Below are 18298 nucleotides of genomic sequence, written 5' to 3' on the forward strand. Positions count from 1 at the left end.
TGGGTTATGCAATGATGAAGACGTCAAATCATACATTAAATACCGACGAGTTGAACCTTCTTGAGCAACCGGTGTTGTTACTGTCGGTATACAATGCCAAGGACCGACAGCTTATTAAAAAGTTCTTGCCCGACTTTTTTACGATTGAAATAAGTGAAAATGGCATTGCAGATCGTTCATTTGATCTTTGTATCCTGGATCACCAATCTTTTGAAGCTAATAAGCATAAACTGCAGGGGTTAAAGAAACAAGCTTCTCCCATTTTCCTGCCTTTTTTGCTGCTCTCACCGGATCAAAAGGCAGCCCGAAACAGCACTACGGTTTTAGAATTCGCTGATGATGTGGTATACATCCCAGCCTCTACCAAATTATTGCAGTCGCGTGTTAAAATGCTTTTAAAGCAGCGCGAATATTCTCTGAAGCTGGAGCAAAAAAATCAGTTACTGAAAGAAAAAAACGAGGAACTGGCCGAAGAGAAGCGCAAGTATCAACTGATTACCGAGAACGCCACGGATATGATTTCGTGTCATGCCCCTGATGGGACCTATCGGTATGTATCCCCGGCAGTTAAAGAGTTGACGGGATATGAGTCTGAAGAACTGCTCGGCCAAAAACCGTTTAATAATATGCATCCCGAGGATCGTAAAATGTTTAAAAACATTGAAGAGCTCTTCGCAGATCACGAAGTAAAGCGGTTTACTTTCCGCAAAGGTACTGCAAATGGCGAATATAAGTGGGTGGAAAGCGTAATGCGGCCGATCTTTGGTGAAGAAACAGGTGAATTAATCGAGATACAGGCTAGCACGCGTGATATCTCCGAGCGGAAAGAGTATGAGCAAAAACTGAAGGAAGAGAAGGATTTTATTGACAAGGCTATTAAGAGCTTGCCCGAGTTGTTTTATATGATTGACGAGGAGCAGAATTTTGTCAAGTGGAATAATATCAAACGGGTCTTGGGATATTCGGATGAAGAGATGCAGGATATGCATCCGGTTGAATTATTTCGTGAGAAAGACCAACAGTTTATTGCCAATACGATCCAGGAAGTTTTTGATAATGGTTTTGCTGAAGCGGAAGTACAAATTAAATCCAAAAGTGGGGAGCTTATCCCTCATCTTGTAACTGCTCGAAAGTTTACGAGGGGAGATGCGGACTTTATTGTCGGAACGGGGATAAATCTATCCGAGATAAAAGAAACCCAGTATGAGTTGGAACAACACCGTCAACTGTTGGATGCCATAATCAATCAGACGAAATCACTTATCTATCTTAAAGACAATGATAAAAAATATCGGCTGGTTAATGACAGTTATTTAGAATTTTATGACTTGAAACGTGACGAAATTATTGGTGAAACAGATCATAAGGTACACGGTTCCCAGATAGGTAAGGTTAGAGAAACCGATTACAAAGTATTAGAAAGCCAGGAAATTTCTGAATTTGAAGAAGTTCGGTCCAACGGTAAAGAAAGTCGCTTTTATCATACGGTGAGATATCCGCTGAAGGGCGTTGCAGGCTTCGAAAATTGCATGTGTGGTATTTCAACTGATATTACGGATCTCCAACAGGCTACAAATCAGTTACAGGAGCGCATTAAAGAACAGCGGTGCCTGTATAATATTTCAAGTTTGCCCCAGCGGGAAAATACGATTAAAGGTTTGTTGCAAAAAGCTGTGAACTACCTCTCAAAAGGATTTCAGTACCCTGATGCTACGGAGGCAGCTATCATTTTTGGTGATAATGTGTATAAAACAGAAGGATATCGTGAAAACAGTTGGCAGCTGTCTACCGAAAATGATCGCATTGAAGACAAAGAACTAACTTTAAAGGTAGTGTATACCGAAGAGAAGCCAGCGGCTGATGAGGGTCCATTCCTGAAGGAGGAACGAAAGTTAATTAACAGTGTGGCAGATACCCTTTCCTCACAAATTGACCGAATTATTTCCAATCAAAAACTTGAGGAAAGTAAAAACCGATGGGAAAAATTGGTTAAAAATGACCCCGATCTTATTGCGATTGTAGTGGATCGAAAGATCAAATTTATCAACCAGTCCGGTGCACAAATATTAGGGGCCGAAGTCCCTGAGGAAATAACCGGAAAATATCTGGGTGAGATTGTGAAACCAGATGATATGGTGCTGGTTAAGGAACGGGAAAAGAAATTAAATGCTAATTTTTCAGATCCGCTTGTCCACTCGTTAGAACCTGTTATTCATAAAGTTACGGCGATGGATGGTAAGGTTCGCCATATAAAAACGCAGTCTACCCCGATTACTTACGAGGGTGATCAAAATGCGATTCAAATAGTTGGGCAGGATGTGACTGATCAAATAGCTTACGAACGCGAATTAAAGGAATCACTAAAAGAGAAGGAGACCCTGTTGCAGGAAATACATCACCGGGTAAAAAATAACCTGGCGGTGGTTTCGGGTATGATGGATCTGCAGACGTTTAGCACCGAAAATGACGAAGTTAAGCGGTTGCTGACCGACAGTAAAAACAGAATAAAAACGATGGCGCTGATTCATGAGAAGCTATATCAGTCTTCATCGCTTTCAAAAATTGATTTTGGGTCCTATGTAGAGGATTTGATTCAAAATATTAAAGGCGTATCAGCGACTAATCAGAACATTAAAGTGGAACTGGAATACGACTCGTTTAATCTAAATGTGAACCAGGCCGTACCTTGTGCGCTTATCATTAACGAGGTGGTAGCTAATGCATTTGAACATGCGTTCACCGATCAGAAACGTGGTTTGATAAGGATTATACTTCGAAATGTTGAGGGTAATATTGTAATAAGTGTTCAGGATAACGGCCGGGGATTGCCAAGTGATTTTGAATATCAAAAGTCAAAGTCCATTGGTATCACAATCATTGAAACGCTCATTCAGCAGCTGGAAGCCGACCAGAAGATAGAGGATAATAATGGCCTTTCATTTACCTTTTCCTTCAAAAAGAAAGACATAAAAGGCTCATCCAGTGCACTGGTTTAAACCAAATAGGGGATAAATAATGTTATGAAGAACAAAAAATACCTAAGTAAAGAGAACTTATCGGAGTTATTTTTTGGGGGTAATCCTATTCCCATGTGGATTTATACCTCAACTGATAAGCAAATTTTGGAAGTGAATGATGCTGCTGTTGACGCATATGGATATTCCAAAGTTGAATTCAGTCATCTATTCCATGACGATTTCACAGGTGATCATATCCCGGGAGACTTTCCGGATGATTCGGAATCAGAGCTTCTAAAACAGTTGTCTATCCACAGGGCATCGGATGGAAGTAGCTTTGTAACACTAATGGTTGGAAACCCGGTTACGTACAATAATAAAGAAGCTATATTGGTCCGTTCAATAAGAGTGTTTAATTAAAAGCTATTCACTGCAGCGGTTGCTCAGCAAATAGATACTCTTTTACGGGTGTGCCGCCAATCAGATGTTCCTGGATGATGCGTTCGAGGACCTCCGGTTTGCAGGAGTGATACCAGCTTCCCTCGGGATATACAACCACAACGGGGCCTTTTTTACAGATGCGCAGGCAGTTGGCCTTGGTCCGGTAGATACCGCCGGATCCATCTAAGTTCAGCTCACGAAGTCTTTTCTTTAGATATTCCCAGGCCTCCAAACCAATCTCTTTCTTACAGCACTTGGGATTGGTTTGGTCGGCACAGATAAAAATATGCCGTTTGATTTTATCTACATGGAGTTTTTCTGCTTTCTTTCTAAGACGTTTATTCATACTAATTTTTATGAAAGCAGCAACCCACTAATTTAAATACAAGCGAATACCTACCGCGCCGCCAAAGAAAAAACTGGCGTCGGGTGAAAAATCTAATGTAGGCACAAGCTCAATAAAACTTTTGAGGTTGCTGTCTGCTAAGGTGTATTCTGTGCCGAGCGGCCAGCGGAGTCCGGCATTTACATCATTATAAAAATCTCCCCACAGAAGTCGTAAGCCCATTCCATAGTAGAGTTGCAGTGCTTCGGAGTCAATAGTATCGGTATGTTTTAAGACATCAGAGTGCAGATAAAAATCCGAGAAATTGTCTGACAGAGAAAATGTAAATGCTGCATCCACTGCTATGTCCTCACTGACCCAATATTTTGCACTAAGACCGGTAGGATTGTTTATAACGGCCCCAACTCCAAGATCGGAATCTTGGGCGTGTGTAGTTTCTGCTGCGACCAATAATAATCCACAAACCAAAAAAGCGAGTAATGATTTCTTCATGATTTTTATACTTTTAGTAATTTAATTTTTGATGAAGTAACTTTTGTATCCTGATGTTATAACATAAAATAATATAAATCTGATATTGTTTACTAATTACTTTTGTCAGGAAAAAGTAATCAGTAATCCAATCCCGGCTGAGTTATTTCGTAATCCTTTTCTTTTTTCGATTTTTGCACCATTTGTTCCACATCTTGCAGCAGTTCCTGGGCGTCATAAACGATGCCGTCTTTGATAGTATATTCAACTCCGCCTATGCGAACCGGTTGGTTGTTTTTATTCACGTGGACGGCGCCGGTGCCGTACAGCGTTTTTAGATTTTTGAGTGGATTCGCATCCACAAGCACCATATCGGCCAATTTCCCTACTTCAATGGTTCCGATCTGATCGTCCATATTCAGTACTTCGGCTGCTTTTAATGATGCCGACTGGAAAATTTCCAGCGGATGAAAGCCGGCTTCCCGCAGCATCTCCATTTCCTGGATGTAGCCGAAGCCATATAATTTATATATGTAGCCGGCATCGGAGCCAAGGGTAACACGACCGCCCCGATTTTTAAATTCATTGACGAATTTAAACCAGAGATCAAAGTTTTCTTTCCAGGCAATTTCCTGTTCGGTCCCCCAGTTGATCCAGTATGAGCCGTGTGATTTGCGATTGGGTTTGTAGAATTCCCACAAGGAGGGGAGGGTATATTTTTCGTGCCACTCGGCGCGTCGCTGTGCGCTTAAATCACGGCTGGCTTCATAAATGGTAAAGGTGGGATTAAGCGTGACATCCAATGAAATCATCTCGTTCATCACGCTGTTCCACTTGTCGCTGTACGGTTCCGCGGCCTGCTTCCATAGCTTGCCAGCCTCCTCGAAACGGTGCTGCTCGTTGTTATAATTATAATCCATCGGGTAATCCTGTATCACTTGGTCGCTAAATAATGCTTCGGGAATGCCGTACCAATGCGTGATGCTTGTGAGTCCCATCCGGGCAGATTCGAGCGCGTTATTATACACAACTCGTGTTTGGGCGTGGTGGGTCATTGTTCCCAGTCCCAGCTTGTTAGCTTCATCAATAGCGGCTTTATAAATGGGACGGGATGCTCCAAAAAATTTAATGCCGTCCGCTCCTTCATCCGCGATCATTTGGACCCAGTTGCGCGCCTCTTCGGGTGAAGTTATAGGGCCGTCATGGTCCATCCCAAAACCGATATAGGAAAAAATACGCGGCGCGGTAATTTCGTTTTGTTGACTGCGTTCTTTTTGTCGCAACGTCCAGTCCATACCGTTAAAAGATCCAGGCTCGCGTACAGTAGTAATGCCGTGGGCCATCCAAAGTTTGTATACATATTCGGCCGGCGTACCCTGTGCTTCGCCGCCGGTGTGGGCATGCATATCAATAAATCCGGGCAGCAGATACATGCCATCTGCCTTAATAACTTTTGTGCCTTCATCGGCATTTGGACGTTGATCGTCATCAATGGGCACGCCGGGATATCCTACTGATTGTACCGATACAATACGGTTTTCCTCCACGACCACATCAACAGGGCCACGGGGTGGAGATCCGGTGCCGTCAACCAGTGTTACGCCCCGAATGATGAGCCGATCGTAGGGGCCTTCGCCCATACTGCGATCGGGGGCTTCCTGCACTTGGGCGTTGGCAATACCAATCCCAAAAAGTAATAAGAGAGATGCTATCCAAGTTGCGTATTTGTTCATGCGCTTTGTATCAAAAGTTAAGATTTGTTGGAATGTAATAATCAGAGACAGGGGAAGACAGTAAAATGTTTTAAATAATATCAATAGGGATGCAACTATTTTTTTGCAGCCAAAAGATTGTGTATTCCCTAATAATGTTGAAATAGACGTAAATCATTCAATGTAATTACAAAAGAAGTGCTCCTTCAAGCTGCAGCAGAAACTGCTTTCGCTCGATGCCCCCGCTGTAGCCTGTCAGTTTATTGTCCGCCCCGATAACCCGGTGGCAGGGAATGATAATGGGAATGGGATTTAATCCATTGGCGCCGGCCACCGCCCGAGCTTTTTGGGAATTTCCGAGGCGTTCAGCCAGCTCACTGTAGGTTATGGTCTGTCCATATGGAATTTCTTGCAGCTGCTTCCAGACCTTTTGCTGAAAATTGGTTCCCTTTAATACAAGCGAGATCTCAAAAGATTTCCTTTGTCCCTCAAAATATTCACTTAGCTGGGCAATGGTCTTTTTGAGCACCGGGAGTTGGTGTTGATCCGATGATTCAGGCGGGTCATCATCATAATAATTTATGGCTATGAGACCCTGTTCGTTGGCTTTTAGTTGTAGAAAACCAATAGGGGATTGAGTGTATGTTGTGTAATCTTTTGACAACGATTTAAATTTTATGTCAGGTTAAAGATTAATTTGTCGGCACTGAGAGATTGCCGGAGCGAAGAAAATCGAAGGTGGTTTGGCCGAGCAGCTCATGCCGGGCGTTGAGATTAAAAGCTCCTTTTATTTCATATTCAAATGATTCTCCTCCCGTTAGCAGTCGGTAGGCTGACATCCCGATTTTGGTGATATTGAGTGATATCGGGATGTTTAGTATGGTCACGCCCTTTTCTTTAATAGTTGTCCCTTGAAGGGCGGTGCCGTCGGCCCACTGATCGCCGTTGATCATTAAGTCGTAATTGAGGGCATTTACGTCGATTCCAAAACCGTTGGGATTATCGAAACGTAACTGCAGGTTGATGGCGGCACTGCTTAGATTAACGCCGGTGACGTTAATGTCTTCGAGGCTTATTTTTGGACTTTTCAGCAGCGGAATTTGCCCTTCTTTACGAACCGGAACTTTTGTTTGTCCGACTATAGGCAGATCAAACGTCAGGTTACTTAAAAAGCTGTAAGAGACCTGGTCAGAATTCCGCAGGCTTTGAACGCTTCGGTAGATATCCGCAAAATTAAGTCGCATTGGAACTTGAAAGGTACTGGCACCGGAAGCCTCGATCGCAAGCTCTTTTTTCTGGTCGCCGGTTACCAGCGAATGTTCATTGATGTCAAGATTATAGTCGTAGGCCAGCATTTGTACCGATAATGCATTTGGGTTATCAACTTTAATGTCATAAGTGAGCTCCATCTCTTGGAAATTAAAGTCACTAACGCGGACGTTCTCGACCGATAGCTTTGGCTTTTGGATAGAGTTAGATAAATCTTCAAGGGCAGTACATCCATCCAGTAGAAGAAAAGAGCATGCCAAAAAAATTACGGATACCGATGTTGGAAAGTTCATTAATAATAGCCGGTCTGAGTTAATTGATAAACTGTTGGATTAGTGATAGTACAGGCTCAATAATTTGTTCCACGAGCTTAAATGTGCAATACGTGATATAAGATAAATTTTTTGTAACAAAAAGGGTTTGCCATACTCTTGAAAACAGAACGCACTATTATTGTCTCTCTAGACCCCATCTAGTTAGCCAACTAGATACTCTAGTCACTCCTAAATGCTGAAACCTAAAGCACGGGACCTCAGGACGGATACTCCTGAGGTCTTTTTTTATTGTGCTAAAAGTGACTTCTATTATTACTGCACGATAAAAAAAATTCGCTTATTGAACAATTTCATATTGCTTTAGTTTTTTATTACCAGAGCACCTACCAAGAAGAGGCAAAAGGCTGCCAATGCAGATATCCAGAATGTTCCATAGATTCCGATAGCACCATAAACCAACCCCAAAAGGAATGGACCCACCGCCTGTCCGCTTCTGATAATCGTCCAGTTAACCGATAAAAAAGCCGCTCGGTATTCTTTGGGGGCTTGGTGAGTAAGAAGGTTTAAAATACTGGGGATGTTGATGCCCTGTGCAAATCCAAATACGATGATGGGAAGCGAAAACAGCCAAATGTTTTCAATAAAGGGGATGCTTAAAAAAACGCCGAGATAGAGGATAGCTGCTGTGATAATGAGCGAGGACTCAGAAAACCGCTTGGTCAAATTACCCAGCTGTGAGGATGAGAAAGCGGTAATAAGGGATGATCCTGATAACATAATTCCGATTAACAGTGACGACTTGCTGAACTGTTCATCGAGCAGGATGGGGAAATAAGTTAAGTAGCCACCGTAAAGCATGATAAATGTAAGAAAGTTGGCAGCGAAGAGCCCGAGAACCGTTTTTGACTTGAGCGCATTGAGGATATCTCCCAGGTACGACTTGATATGTTTGTGATTATCGGGTTCGGGATTATCCAGCTTGGCCAACACAAACAGACCTACCGGAATAGCTAAGAGCGTTAAAAAGAAGGGGTAAAACCAGCCCAGCAAAGCCAACCCACCACCGATGGCCGGATATGCTGCCGTACCTACGCTGAGCACACTTCCATTGTATCCCATGGCTGTTGCTCTTCGATTTCCTTCGTAGAGATCGCCGATGAGCGTGACGTTGAGTGCTCCGAGCGAAGCCCCGCCGATGCCTTGTAAAAAACGGAGGATGAGCAGCCAGGTGAAATCCGTTGCAAAAGCACAGGCCGTGCCGGCAATCCCAAAAATAAATAACGATGGTACCAGAATTGCTTTTCGTCCGATACGATCAGCGAAAACCCCCAGAAATGGAGTTAAAAACATTCCGGGTACGGTAAATGCTGTGATAAGGAGCCCGATGCGTTCATTGGAGACATCCAGCACGTTGGCCATTTTGGGCAGGGCGGGGGCGATGCTGGAAACACCCATCACTGCCGAGAGAGTGATCCCGAAAATTACATAAAGGTTTAAATCTTTGAGGAGAGATTGCCGGTTGGAGGTAGAAATTATTTTGCTATGTTGGTTAAGGTGTTAGTGCATGGCATGTAAATAAAATGAATAGATATAGCGTTCCGATAAAATGAGAGTTAAACGTATCTTATGTATCGACTCTCAGTAAAAGCAGATCATGAACCAAAACAAAAATATGTTATTATGAGATTATTTTTCGGATTACTAATTATGTTTCTCTTGCTATTCAGTAGTATTTTTCTTGGCCAGCAGGTTAAAGCGGATGATGTAAAAAGCATCGATGGAATCATCACCACTTTGTACGATGTTATCTCCGGTCCGGCCGGGCAGCGCGACTGGGATCGATTTTCTTTGCTCTATAAAGAGGAGGCAACGATGGGAGCGATCAGTGAAACTAAGGATGGAGCATTGCGATATGTTTCTATGACGCCAGACCAGTACAGAGAGCGCAATGATGAGTTTTTTAAAAAGAATGGGTTTTGGGAAGAAGAGATTACTCGGCAGGTGTTCCGGTTTGGGGAAATTGCAACGGTGCATACATCCTTTAAAATTAAATCGGCTGAAGATGGAAAAGTAACACGGCGCGGAGTGAATACAGTGCAACTGGTGTATGATCAAGAGCGCTGGTGGATCACAAATATTACCTGGAATAGCGAGCGGGATCACAATAAGATACCTGAGGTGTTGTTAAAAGACGCTAAATTGTAAACCAGTTAGGTTTTGTATATTAAGGTATAGTAATTGAATGGTTGATATACTATTTTAATATTAAATCACATGCATTTGCAGACATGTCAGAATGAACAGAACATCTTTAGGTAAGCATTTAGGTTAAGGCAGTTGTAAAAATAACGTCATCTGCAGTGATATGAGATTTACGGCTATTAGTAAGTTTGAAGTGCGGAATAATATGGAAGAAGAAGTGCGGGAGGCATTTAGGAATCGGCCCAAACTGGTGGAAGATGCCGATGGTTTTGTAGGGCTTAACGTGATTTCGCCGAAAGATAACCCCGCGGAGTTTTGGCTGATAACACATTGGGAGGATGAGGAGTCCTTTCAGGATTGGCATGATAATCATCGCAGCGAATCACATCAGAATATTCCCAAAGGATTAAAACTGGTAAAACGAAGCTTTTCGCTCAACTATTTTGATCACATAACCTCATAAAGAAAGGCTAACTATGCCGGGATCAGATCGAAAGGTAGTACAAGAATTAGAAGCTCACAAAGAAGAGTTGGCCGGGCTTGTCACGTCGATGCATTTTGAACGTCATCCGGAACTGGATAAAAAGTATGGGGAAGAGGGAAGAAAGAAATGTTATGACGATACCATTTATCACCTTGATTACTTAGAACAGGCCGCCCGTGTTGACAGTCAGGAACTGTTTAATAACTATTTGAGCTGGGCGCGAACGATGCTGCAGGAACGGGAGATCCCTCAAAGTGATCTGGTTGATAATATCGTAATCTTACGAGAAGCTATAAAAAAGACGTTGCCCGATGAGGAGGCTTCTTCATTGGTGGAATATATCAGTGAGGGGCTTTCCTCGCTGCAGAATACGGAAATCGAAGACATTTCCTTCCTGGATAAGGATGATCCTTTGTTTGATGAAGCGCGGGAATATTTGGATTTGTTACTGTCGGGAAAACGTAAAGAAGCAGCTCAGCTGATTGAAAAGTTGGTGGATGAGGGAACGTCAATAAAAGATATTTATGAGCATATTTTTCAAAAGACACAATATGAAGTGGGAGCCCTTTGGCAAAAAAATCAAATTACGGTAGCTCATGAGCATTATTGTACTGCTGCCACGCAGCTGATCATGTCGCGGTTATATCCGCAAATATTCTCCATGGAGAAGAGTGATAAACGAATGGTTGCATGTTCGGTAGCAGACGAGCTCCACGAGATTGGCATTCGCATGGTAACTGACTTCTTTGAGATGGAGGGCTGGGATACCCATTATTTGGGAGCGAATATGCCGGCCAGGCACTTAACAGAGTCGGTTAAAGAAAAAGAAGCCGACGTATTGGCGATTTCAGTAACATTACCCCTACATATCAGCAGAGCCAAAAACCTGATTCAAAAGTTGCGCGAAGAAAATGAGCTTAAGAACTTAAAAATAATGGTTGGCGGATATCCGTTTAAAGTGGTACCCGATTTGTGGAAGAAAATCGGGGCTGATGCTTCAGCAGGATCTGCAAATGATGCCATTGAAATTGCAAATGAACTGATTGAACATTGAGTACACGAAAACAGACCCTTCCAAATGGAATTGCTATCATTGTAGATGATGACGGGATTTTACAGAATATCATTCATGATTCCTTTGGCTTATTTTCACTTCAGGGAGAAGAAACCATTTCTTTTGCGGATTGCCTGGAGAGTGACAGCATACCCAAAGCCTATCAGTTTATTGAACGCATAAATACCAACGATGTAGCCTATGGCTGGGAGCTTCATGTTTCGGATGGTGAAGACATTAGCCTGTTTAGTTTTTCCGGTATTCGGATTGACGATGAAAATTTGTTAATAGGGACTGCCAATCCGGATGATACCGAACAGTTTTTGAATGGATTGATGGAAATGAATAATGAATCTATCAATAAGCTGCGTACGTTTATGAAAGAACAGCAGCAATCCGCCGGATCCCAAGATGATGAGTGGGCGATGTATGATCAGATGAGCGGGCTCAATAACGAGCTGGCGAATATGCAGCGCAAGCTTACGAAAAAGACGGCCGAACTGGAACGCATGAACGAACTCAAGAATCAAATGCTGGGCATGGCGGCTCATGATCTTCGAAATCCGCTTACGCTTATCCAAAACTATTCCAATTTTTTGATTGAAGATCACGAAGAGCAGGACATATTTACGGATGATCAGTTTCAGCTGGTAAAACAGATCAAAGAATCCAGTGAATATATGGTGCAGATTATTGAGGATATGCTTGATATTTCTGCTATCGAATCGGGCAGTATAAGTTTGGAAAAAGATGATGAGGATATCTCCGAACTTATTGAGCGAGTGGTGTCATTGAATAGACCGACGGCCGGGAAAAAGAATATTTCTCTTTTCACTACATTGCCGGATAAGCCAATAACGAAAGAGGTCGATGCCCATAAGTTTCAGCAGGTCTTGGATAACGTAGTTTCCAACGCTATTAAATATTCAAAGTCTGAAACAGAAGTGGAGGTGGGTATTAAAGAAGGAGATGAAAATGGCCTAACTATTTATGTGGAGGACCAAGGACAAGGCATTCCCGAAGATGAACTTGAAGATCTGTTTGTGCCCTTTGCTAAAATAAGCAGTGAGCCTACAGGCGGCGAAAAAAGTACCGGCCTGGGATTGGCAATTGCCAAAAAAATTGTAGAAGCGCACGGTGGTGATATTCAGGTCGAAAGTGAAGTAGGGGCAGGGTCAACCTTTTTTGTTAGCATCCCTTGAGATAAATTCCCATAAAAAAAGTCCGCCATGTATCCACAGCGGACTTTAAAATCTAAGTGAAACTCTTCTACTTAGTTTTGTGGAGAAGGTGGTTGCTGTTGCATTTGTCCACCCATTTTCTCCTGTATTTGTTGCTGAATTTGCATTTGGAGAGCAGAATCTTGCTGGGCGGCACGGCTAATATCCTGAAACCGCTGCATTTTCATGCCGGCATCTTCAATAGCTTTTGTTACGCTATCTCGGATATCGCTCTGCAACTCTTGAATGGAAGAGGTAGCCGCATCAAATTTCTCCATTTGGCTGTCACTAAATTCCGTGGAATCGCCTTGCCCCGCTTGCTTGGACTGTGCAATTTTTTGATAGGTTTGAATATCAAGTCCTTCATCCTGGATGATGCCCATCATTTGTTTTTGAGCCTGCATCTGTATGCGCTGGGCATTCATGGCCGCATCGGCGAAGGTCGCAGCCTCTTCATCAGAAACATCAACATCCGGGGCTGACTGCTGCATCTGTGCCATGGGATTAGACTGTTGCGAATTTTGTTGTTGAGTATTCGTGTTTTCGGAGGAATCACTTTGGCATCCGATAAGTACGACTGCCAGTAGAATAGTAGATAGGTATTTAAGAGTATTAGTCATTGCTTAGATAATAAAATTATGTTTTGTTCTTCCGTCACTTTGGCAACGGGGTTAAACTAACTTTATTCCCTTGTATTTATCAATGTTTATTCGAGAATCTTTAAACAGATTTACAAAATGGTAAAGGGAACCTTGATTCGGAGGGTTACATTCCTGCCGGGGCTCAACGCATATCCTTTATAAGTATCCAGAAAATCTCGATAAGCCTCATCAAGTAAATTGTTACCTGACAATTGAAGTGCAACAGGGCGATCCCAAAGAGATACTTCAGCACCTATCGTAGCACTAAATAAGGTATAGGCATCCGTTGAGGCGACACCAAAGTCACTAAATTCGGGCGCGTTCCCAAACTGCCAAAAAGGCTCGTAGCGTCCGGCTGCTTCTTTCGCAGATGCATATTGTATGCCTAGGCTTACAAAGACGTTGTCAAGTTTACCTACTGATGAACGCATCACTTTTATATTACCACTTAGTTTTGTGGGAGGTAAAAGCGGTAAATCATCAACTTCAGAAATATCATCGTCCACGTTTTGGCCGTTAACCGTTTCGAAGGTTCCTGATAATTGTAGCCAGGGCAATACCTGTGCGGTAATATCAGCATTAGCTCCGACTAATCGGGCGTTGCCCTGCACAAATTCTAGAATAGGGGGACCGTCGTTATTCGGACCGGCAAACTCACCGGTATTCACTAAGAACATGTAATTATCAATGGCATTACGATAGACCGTTGCTTTGGCCTGAATGCTTTCAGATCGCCAGCGCAGGGATAAATCTGTGTTCAGGGATCGCTCGGAATCCAGATATGGGTTGCCAACCTGATAGGCAGCAATACCACCGTGAACACCATCCACGTGAAGGTTAAATAGACTCGGCGCTCTGAATCCACGGCCGATATTCATTGCGATGGCAAATTCTTCGGTAAATTGATAGGTAGCGCCCAGCGAACCACTGAATTCCACATACGATTGACTAAGTACCTCATCCGTTTCACCGATATTAACATCGGGCAGATTCAGGTCGGTATTTGATTCGGCTTCTTGAGATCGTGCGTCAATCCGTGCCCCAAATGAGAGCGTTAAATTGTTCATCGCGGCCTGCTCAAAAACGAAAGCTGCAAAATTCTGGATGGTAGCCGAAGGCACCAGCGGTTCTATGCCGCGAGTGTCCTGATCCTGGTATTTATATTCAAGGCCAACCGTACCTGAAAATGGCCCTACAGCAGGATGTTTGAGATCTGTTTTTAAAGTATAGCTGTTTAACAAGATATCCAGGTATGCAAAACCGTCGTCGGGCAGCTTACTGCGCGGCTCGGCATTGGCCCCGCCCGGGTTAGATTGACGCAGGTTTTGACTGTAGGTAAACTGGGGATTTAAAGTATAGTCATTTCCGAGATCCAGCTCTCCCTCAAGCTGCAGGGAGTTATTTTCCAGGTTTTGCCCCAGGCCCAAGCCGTTGGGAAGCAGAAAATTGTGATTGTTTTGCCAACGGGTGTACTCTCCGGATATTTGTCCAATATCAGTTTGGTAACCAATTCCGAAGCTCCCATTCAGTTGGTCATAGTCTGTGTGATCCAATTCTCCCGAAAACTTGGGGGCAGAGGTATCATTGCTCTCCTGAAAGGTAGCTACATCCGGCGCCTTCATATTGCCCGCAGAGCGGCGGATGATCGTTCCTGTAAAGCCCCATCGTCCGGTAGCGCCATTCAAGTGTAATCCGCCGACCAGTTCGTTGTTATTGGAAGAAAATTCACCGAGTGTTTGTCCCTGTAGAAAAGGATTTGAATCTATTGCGTCTGGCAGTGAGTTAGAGATAACATTGACAGCTCCGCCAAGTGCGTCCGACCCATATTGTACGCTTGCTGCACCACGAACAACTTCGATGCGTTCTGAGGTAAACGGATCGACATTTGGGCCATGCCGCACCCCGTATTGCTGGTAATCCATGGCAGCACCGTCATCGAGCACACGCACCCGGCTACCGCTGAGGCCGCGAATAACAGGCTTTCCCGTTTGACTTCCTGTTGAGATCGTGGAAATACCGGCCAGTTCTTCAAGGGATGCTCCCAGCGAAGTTTGCTGACGCGAAAACTTGGTATCACCGGTTAACACATCCACGTCTGCAGGTGTTGTAAGAGGATCTGACTCATAAGGGGTGCCGGTTACTGTAATAGTCTCCGATTGCAGTGTCTGTTGCGTGAGGGTTACATTGAGAGTAGTGGTTTCGCCATCCCTAAGTGTTACTTCCCGGCTTTGAGAAGCGTATCCCACAAAAGAAAAAGTGAGGGAATAGGTACCGGAAGGGAGATTTTCTATCCGGTATTTTCCGTCTGCTTTCGTTGATGTCCCTCTTCCAAGTTCAGCAAATGCTACATTAACGCCGGGCAGAGACGCTCCTTTAGTATCGGTAACTTTCCCGGTAATAATAGCTGTATCATCGGATTGATTTTGGGCGTGTGATGACGTTAGAAATGAGGTAGTTAATAGAACAGTTAAAAATATCAGGATTGTTGTTTTTAATAGGTACTGCATAGCAAATTATTTGATTTCAAATAAGCTGTGAATGGATAGGCCTGCTAATGGTTAGATATATGCCGGCGGTGACTTATTTGAAATCCTGAGGGAATCACCCGATCCCAAAAAAAGCTGGTTTTGAAGTGAAAAGGTATGGTTTTGAAAACATGGAATACCTCCTGTTTGTGACTGGGTGGGAATGCTTCGAAGCAAGTGCAGACAGGCCAGGCAATTGGGTTGGTCGAGACTGATATGTTGGTCAAGCTGATGTTGCTCGGAGATTTCGGGAATTTCGTCATGAATATGAAATGAAATCCCGATAAGACATAGTCCAACCACCATCAAAAATGCACGGTTTATAATGGTGGAATGAAATCTCATCTAACTTTTAAAAAATTCGAAGTTTATACTTTTATGAGGTTTACGTTGAGCAACAATCGTTGATATATGATCATTCTATGGTATCTAAAAATACACCCGGTAAAGCATAGAGATATTACGACCCGGCTGGGGATAAATCTCTTTAATGCGCGAGAGATGATCACGATAGGTAGTATTAAAAATGTTGTTTGCGTTTAATGATACGGTATGAAGCAGGCCCCACTCTTCAAATCGATACTGGCTAAATAAGTTGAAAACAGTATATTCGTCAGTAGGTGTTTCAAATTCTCCGGTACGTTTCTGAGCGGCAGAAACTCTTGCCTTTGTTCCCACTTTCAATTTGTCATAGGTATAAGACAGCTCAATTTTTCCTTTAAATGGAGGAATCAATGGTAACGGTTTCCATTCCTCGCTGGAGTTTGTTTGCTCATTTTCAAAAAGTTTGCGTTTGCCGTGGGTGTAGCTTGCTGAAGCTGACAGGGCCCAATGATTAGACAGTTTAAACCGGGAATTAAATTCAACCCCGGAAAGTACTGTTTCGGTTCCGGTAAATTGATAGATAAATAAGGATTGGTTCTGGGAAGATCGCTGACCGGTGTTGCGTGCATAATTGTAGTTAGTGAATCCATTGTGAAAAACGGTGAGTTCACCACGTACACTGGTTTTGTGATATCTGAAATAGATTTCTTTGCCGAGGCCTCTCTCGGGATCAAGGTCGGGATTTCCGACTTCAAAAGAATAAGACGCAAGGTGTGGCCCCTGAGAAAATAGCTCTTCCTGTGAGGGTGCTCTGAACGAATGAATAACACTGGCTCCCATGAAAAAGCTCCCACCAAAGTCATAAACGGCATTGACAGAACTGGCAAGAGCCGTAAAACTTCTATCTCGAATTTCTCGACCCTGGATGGATTGGTTTTCTACATCTGGAACAGAAGTGGTGTGATCCAGCCGTGCGCCAAGTTCGAGATGTAAAGCCCCCAGATCCTTTTCTTCGATAAGGAATGTCGAGAAACTGTACGAATCAGAGTCGGGAGTCCGGGTGCCGTTAACAGCGTAGTTTTTGCGTTCAGCCCACATTCCAATTTTTCCCCCGTCAAAAATGCCAACGTCTTTATGATCAGCTTTTACGGAGGCGTTGCTGGTTAAAAGCCCAAATTCGGTGCCAATGATGCCGTTCGATTCAATTTCCTGGTGATAATAGCTTTTATGAGAAAGGTCAATTTGCAGCTTTTCGAAAATGGAGTTGTTGACATAAATTTGCGTTTTGCCTTCGACCTGTAGTTTCTCCATCTCAATATTTACGCCGTTGGGATGACCGCCTAACGAATCGGGAGGTATTCCATAATTGTTCAGGTACAAACTGGAGGCCAAACCGGCATGTCCCCAGGGACGGATATAGCCGATACCTATGGCATTATTGGTAGAAAATATCCCTGAATTCTCTAGAGTGCCTTCGGGGGTGTTAGTATTAAGTGCAGACCGAAGGTTTCCGTCAATTTTTAAAGCAAAGTTTGTAGAAAGTGGGGAAAGAAGTTCTATTCCCGCAGCGCCGCCAATATTTACTGACTCTCCCTGCAGGGTGGCCGTTCCATGTATATGATCGGGATGGCTTGAGGGCACTTGGTTTCGGACCACATTTATCACTCCTCCAATGGCATTTGAACCATATTCCAAGGCCGTGGGGCCGCGCGCAATTTGAATTTCTTCTGCTGACATTGGATCTAATGTGACAGCATGATCGGAGGATTGTGATGACACATCACCGGTGCGCTCACCATCCTGCAAAATCATCAGTCGCTCACCGCCCAGACCGCGCATAATCGGACGTCCGGGTGCTGTACCCATTGATCGGGTACTTAATCCCGGTATATCCTCCAGGGTATTGGCCAGCGTGGAGGAGAGATTTTGTCGTAGAGTTTGCTCTGATATAGTTTGCGTTGCATTTTCCAAGTGATTACTGTTTTCCCGGTGACGGTGGCCAACAACCTCAATACCTTCATTGTCCAGGATGGTTGGTTTCATTGACAATGTGATTTTAAGTGTGTCGTTGGCCTTTACTTCAATAGTTTGTGATTTTGTTTGATAGCCAATCCGCTGCATCTTAATGCTGTATGTTCCGCCGGGAATATTCTTAAAGGTAAAGGTGCCGTCGCTGTGTGTAGTCTGCGCGCGATTTATTCCTTCTAAAAATAAATAGGCATAACTGATGGGGTCACCTGTTTCTTCGTCGATAACAATACCAGTAAGAGTACTGTTTGGGAGCGCAGATGCAGCTAATGACTGGGGCAATAACCAATAAAATGTCAAAGCTATTAATAAGATGAAATATAATTTTAAAGACTTTGTCATAAGTGTC

The 18298-nt window shown here is 43.5% G+C and carries 16 protein-coding genes; 6 read left to right on the forward strand and 10 right to left on the reverse strand.

Annotated elements, in window-relative coordinates:
- Positions 1-11: 11 nt before the first annotated feature.
- Both ACT3IB_RS12760 and ACT3IB_RS12765 read left to right on the forward strand, forming a co-directional pair.
- Positions 12-2996, forward strand: coding sequence for a PAS domain S-box protein (locus ACT3IB_RS12760; protein WP_491539401.1), 2985 nt, complete (start codon positions 12-14; stop codon positions 2994-2996).
- Between the two features lie 24 nt (positions 2997-3020).
- The gene (locus tag ACT3IB_RS12765) at positions 3021-3377 is read left to right on the forward strand and encodes a hypothetical protein (RefSeq protein WP_491539402.1); all 357 of its coding nucleotides are present in this window, start codon (positions 3021-3023) and stop codon (positions 3375-3377) included.
- Positions 3378-3384: 7 nt separating this feature from the next.
- Here the strand turns inward: ACT3IB_RS12765 and ACT3IB_RS12770 are convergent, their stop codons facing one another.
- The 6 genes from ACT3IB_RS12770 to ACT3IB_RS12795 all read right to left on the reverse strand — a co-directional run bounded on the left by ACT3IB_RS12770 (position 3385) and on the right by ACT3IB_RS12795 (position 9007).
- The gene (locus tag ACT3IB_RS12770) at positions 3385-3744 is read right to left on the reverse strand and encodes a (2Fe-2S) ferredoxin domain-containing protein (RefSeq protein ID WP_491539403.1); all 360 of its coding nucleotides are present in this window, start codon (positions 3742-3744) and stop codon (positions 3385-3387) included.
- A gap of 27 nt (positions 3745-3771) precedes the next feature.
- Complete coding sequence (locus ACT3IB_RS12775) at positions 3772-4236, reverse strand: hypothetical protein (protein ID WP_491539404.1); 465 nt, start codon at positions 4234-4236, stop codon at positions 3772-3774.
- Positions 4237-4355: 119 nt separating this feature from the next.
- A complete protein-coding gene (locus ACT3IB_RS12780) occupies positions 4356-5948 on the reverse strand; it encodes an amidohydrolase family protein (RefSeq protein ID WP_491539405.1) in 1593 nt (530 codons plus the stop codon).
- Between the two features lie 166 nt (positions 5949-6114).
- Entirely contained in the window at positions 6115-6591 is a 477-nt protein-coding gene (locus tag ACT3IB_RS12785; protein WP_491539406.1) for a methylated-DNA--[protein]-cysteine S-methyltransferase, read from the reverse strand.
- A gap of 28 nt (positions 6592-6619) precedes the next feature.
- Positions 6620-7489, reverse strand: coding sequence for an LEA/WHy family protein (locus ACT3IB_RS12790; RefSeq protein WP_491539407.1), 870 nt, complete (start codon positions 7487-7489; stop codon positions 6620-6622).
- Between the two features lie 342 nt (positions 7490-7831).
- Positions 7832-9007 (reverse strand): MFS transporter, encoded by a 1176-nt coding sequence (locus ACT3IB_RS12795; RefSeq protein ID WP_491539449.1) that lies wholly within the window; start codon positions 9005-9007, stop codon positions 7832-7834.
- Between the two features lie 144 nt (positions 9008-9151).
- Between ACT3IB_RS12795 and ACT3IB_RS12800 the strand changes: the two genes are divergently transcribed.
- The 4 genes from ACT3IB_RS12800 (at position 9152) to ACT3IB_RS12815 (ending at position 12413) form a co-directional block, all read left to right on the forward strand.
- A complete protein-coding gene (locus ACT3IB_RS12800) occupies positions 9152-9676 on the forward strand; it encodes a nuclear transport factor 2 family protein (RefSeq protein WP_491539408.1) in 525 nt (174 codons plus the stop codon).
- A 160-nt stretch (positions 9677-9836) separates the two neighbouring features.
- The gene (locus ACT3IB_RS12805) at positions 9837-10136 is read left to right on the forward strand and encodes an antibiotic biosynthesis monooxygenase family protein (RefSeq protein ID WP_491539409.1); all 300 of its coding nucleotides are present in this window, start codon (positions 9837-9839) and stop codon (positions 10134-10136) included.
- 13 nt (positions 10137-10149) lie between these two features.
- Positions 10150-11211, forward strand: a complete 1062-nt coding sequence (locus ACT3IB_RS12810; RefSeq protein WP_491539410.1) for a cobalamin-dependent protein — start codon at positions 10150-10152, stop codon at positions 11209-11211.
- On the forward strand, positions 11208-12413 hold the full coding sequence (locus ACT3IB_RS12815; protein ID WP_491539411.1) for a sensor histidine kinase: 1206 nt from the start codon (positions 11208-11210) through the stop codon (positions 12411-12413). The genes ACT3IB_RS12810 and ACT3IB_RS12815 overlap by 4 nt, the downstream gene beginning before the upstream one ends.
- Positions 12414-12484: 71 nt before the next feature.
- On the opposite strand, the gene ACT3IB_RS12820 is transcribed toward ACT3IB_RS12815, so the two are convergent.
- The 4 genes from ACT3IB_RS12820 to ACT3IB_RS12835 all read right to left on the reverse strand — a co-directional run bounded on the left by ACT3IB_RS12820 (position 12485) and on the right by ACT3IB_RS12835 (position 18231).
- Entirely contained in the window at positions 12485-13051 is a 567-nt protein-coding gene (locus tag ACT3IB_RS12820; RefSeq protein ID WP_491539412.1) for a DUF4168 domain-containing protein, read from the reverse strand.
- 110 nt (positions 13052-13161) lie between these two features.
- The gene (locus ACT3IB_RS12825; protein ID WP_491539413.1) at positions 13162-15579 is read right to left on the reverse strand and encodes a TonB-dependent receptor; all 2418 of its coding nucleotides are present in this window, start codon (positions 15577-15579) and stop codon (positions 13162-13164) included.
- A 51-nt stretch (positions 15580-15630) separates the two neighbouring features.
- On the reverse strand, positions 15631-15942 hold the full coding sequence (locus ACT3IB_RS12830) for a hypothetical protein (protein ID WP_491539414.1): 312 nt from the start codon (positions 15940-15942) through the stop codon (positions 15631-15633).
- Between the two features lie 84 nt (positions 15943-16026).
- A complete protein-coding gene (locus ACT3IB_RS12835) occupies positions 16027-18231 on the reverse strand; it encodes a TonB-dependent receptor (RefSeq protein ID WP_491539415.1) in 2205 nt (734 codons plus the stop codon).
- Between the last annotated feature and the right edge of the window lie 67 nt (positions 18232-18298).

The sequence above is a fragment of the Fodinibius sp. GM21 genome, assembly GCF_058386955.1.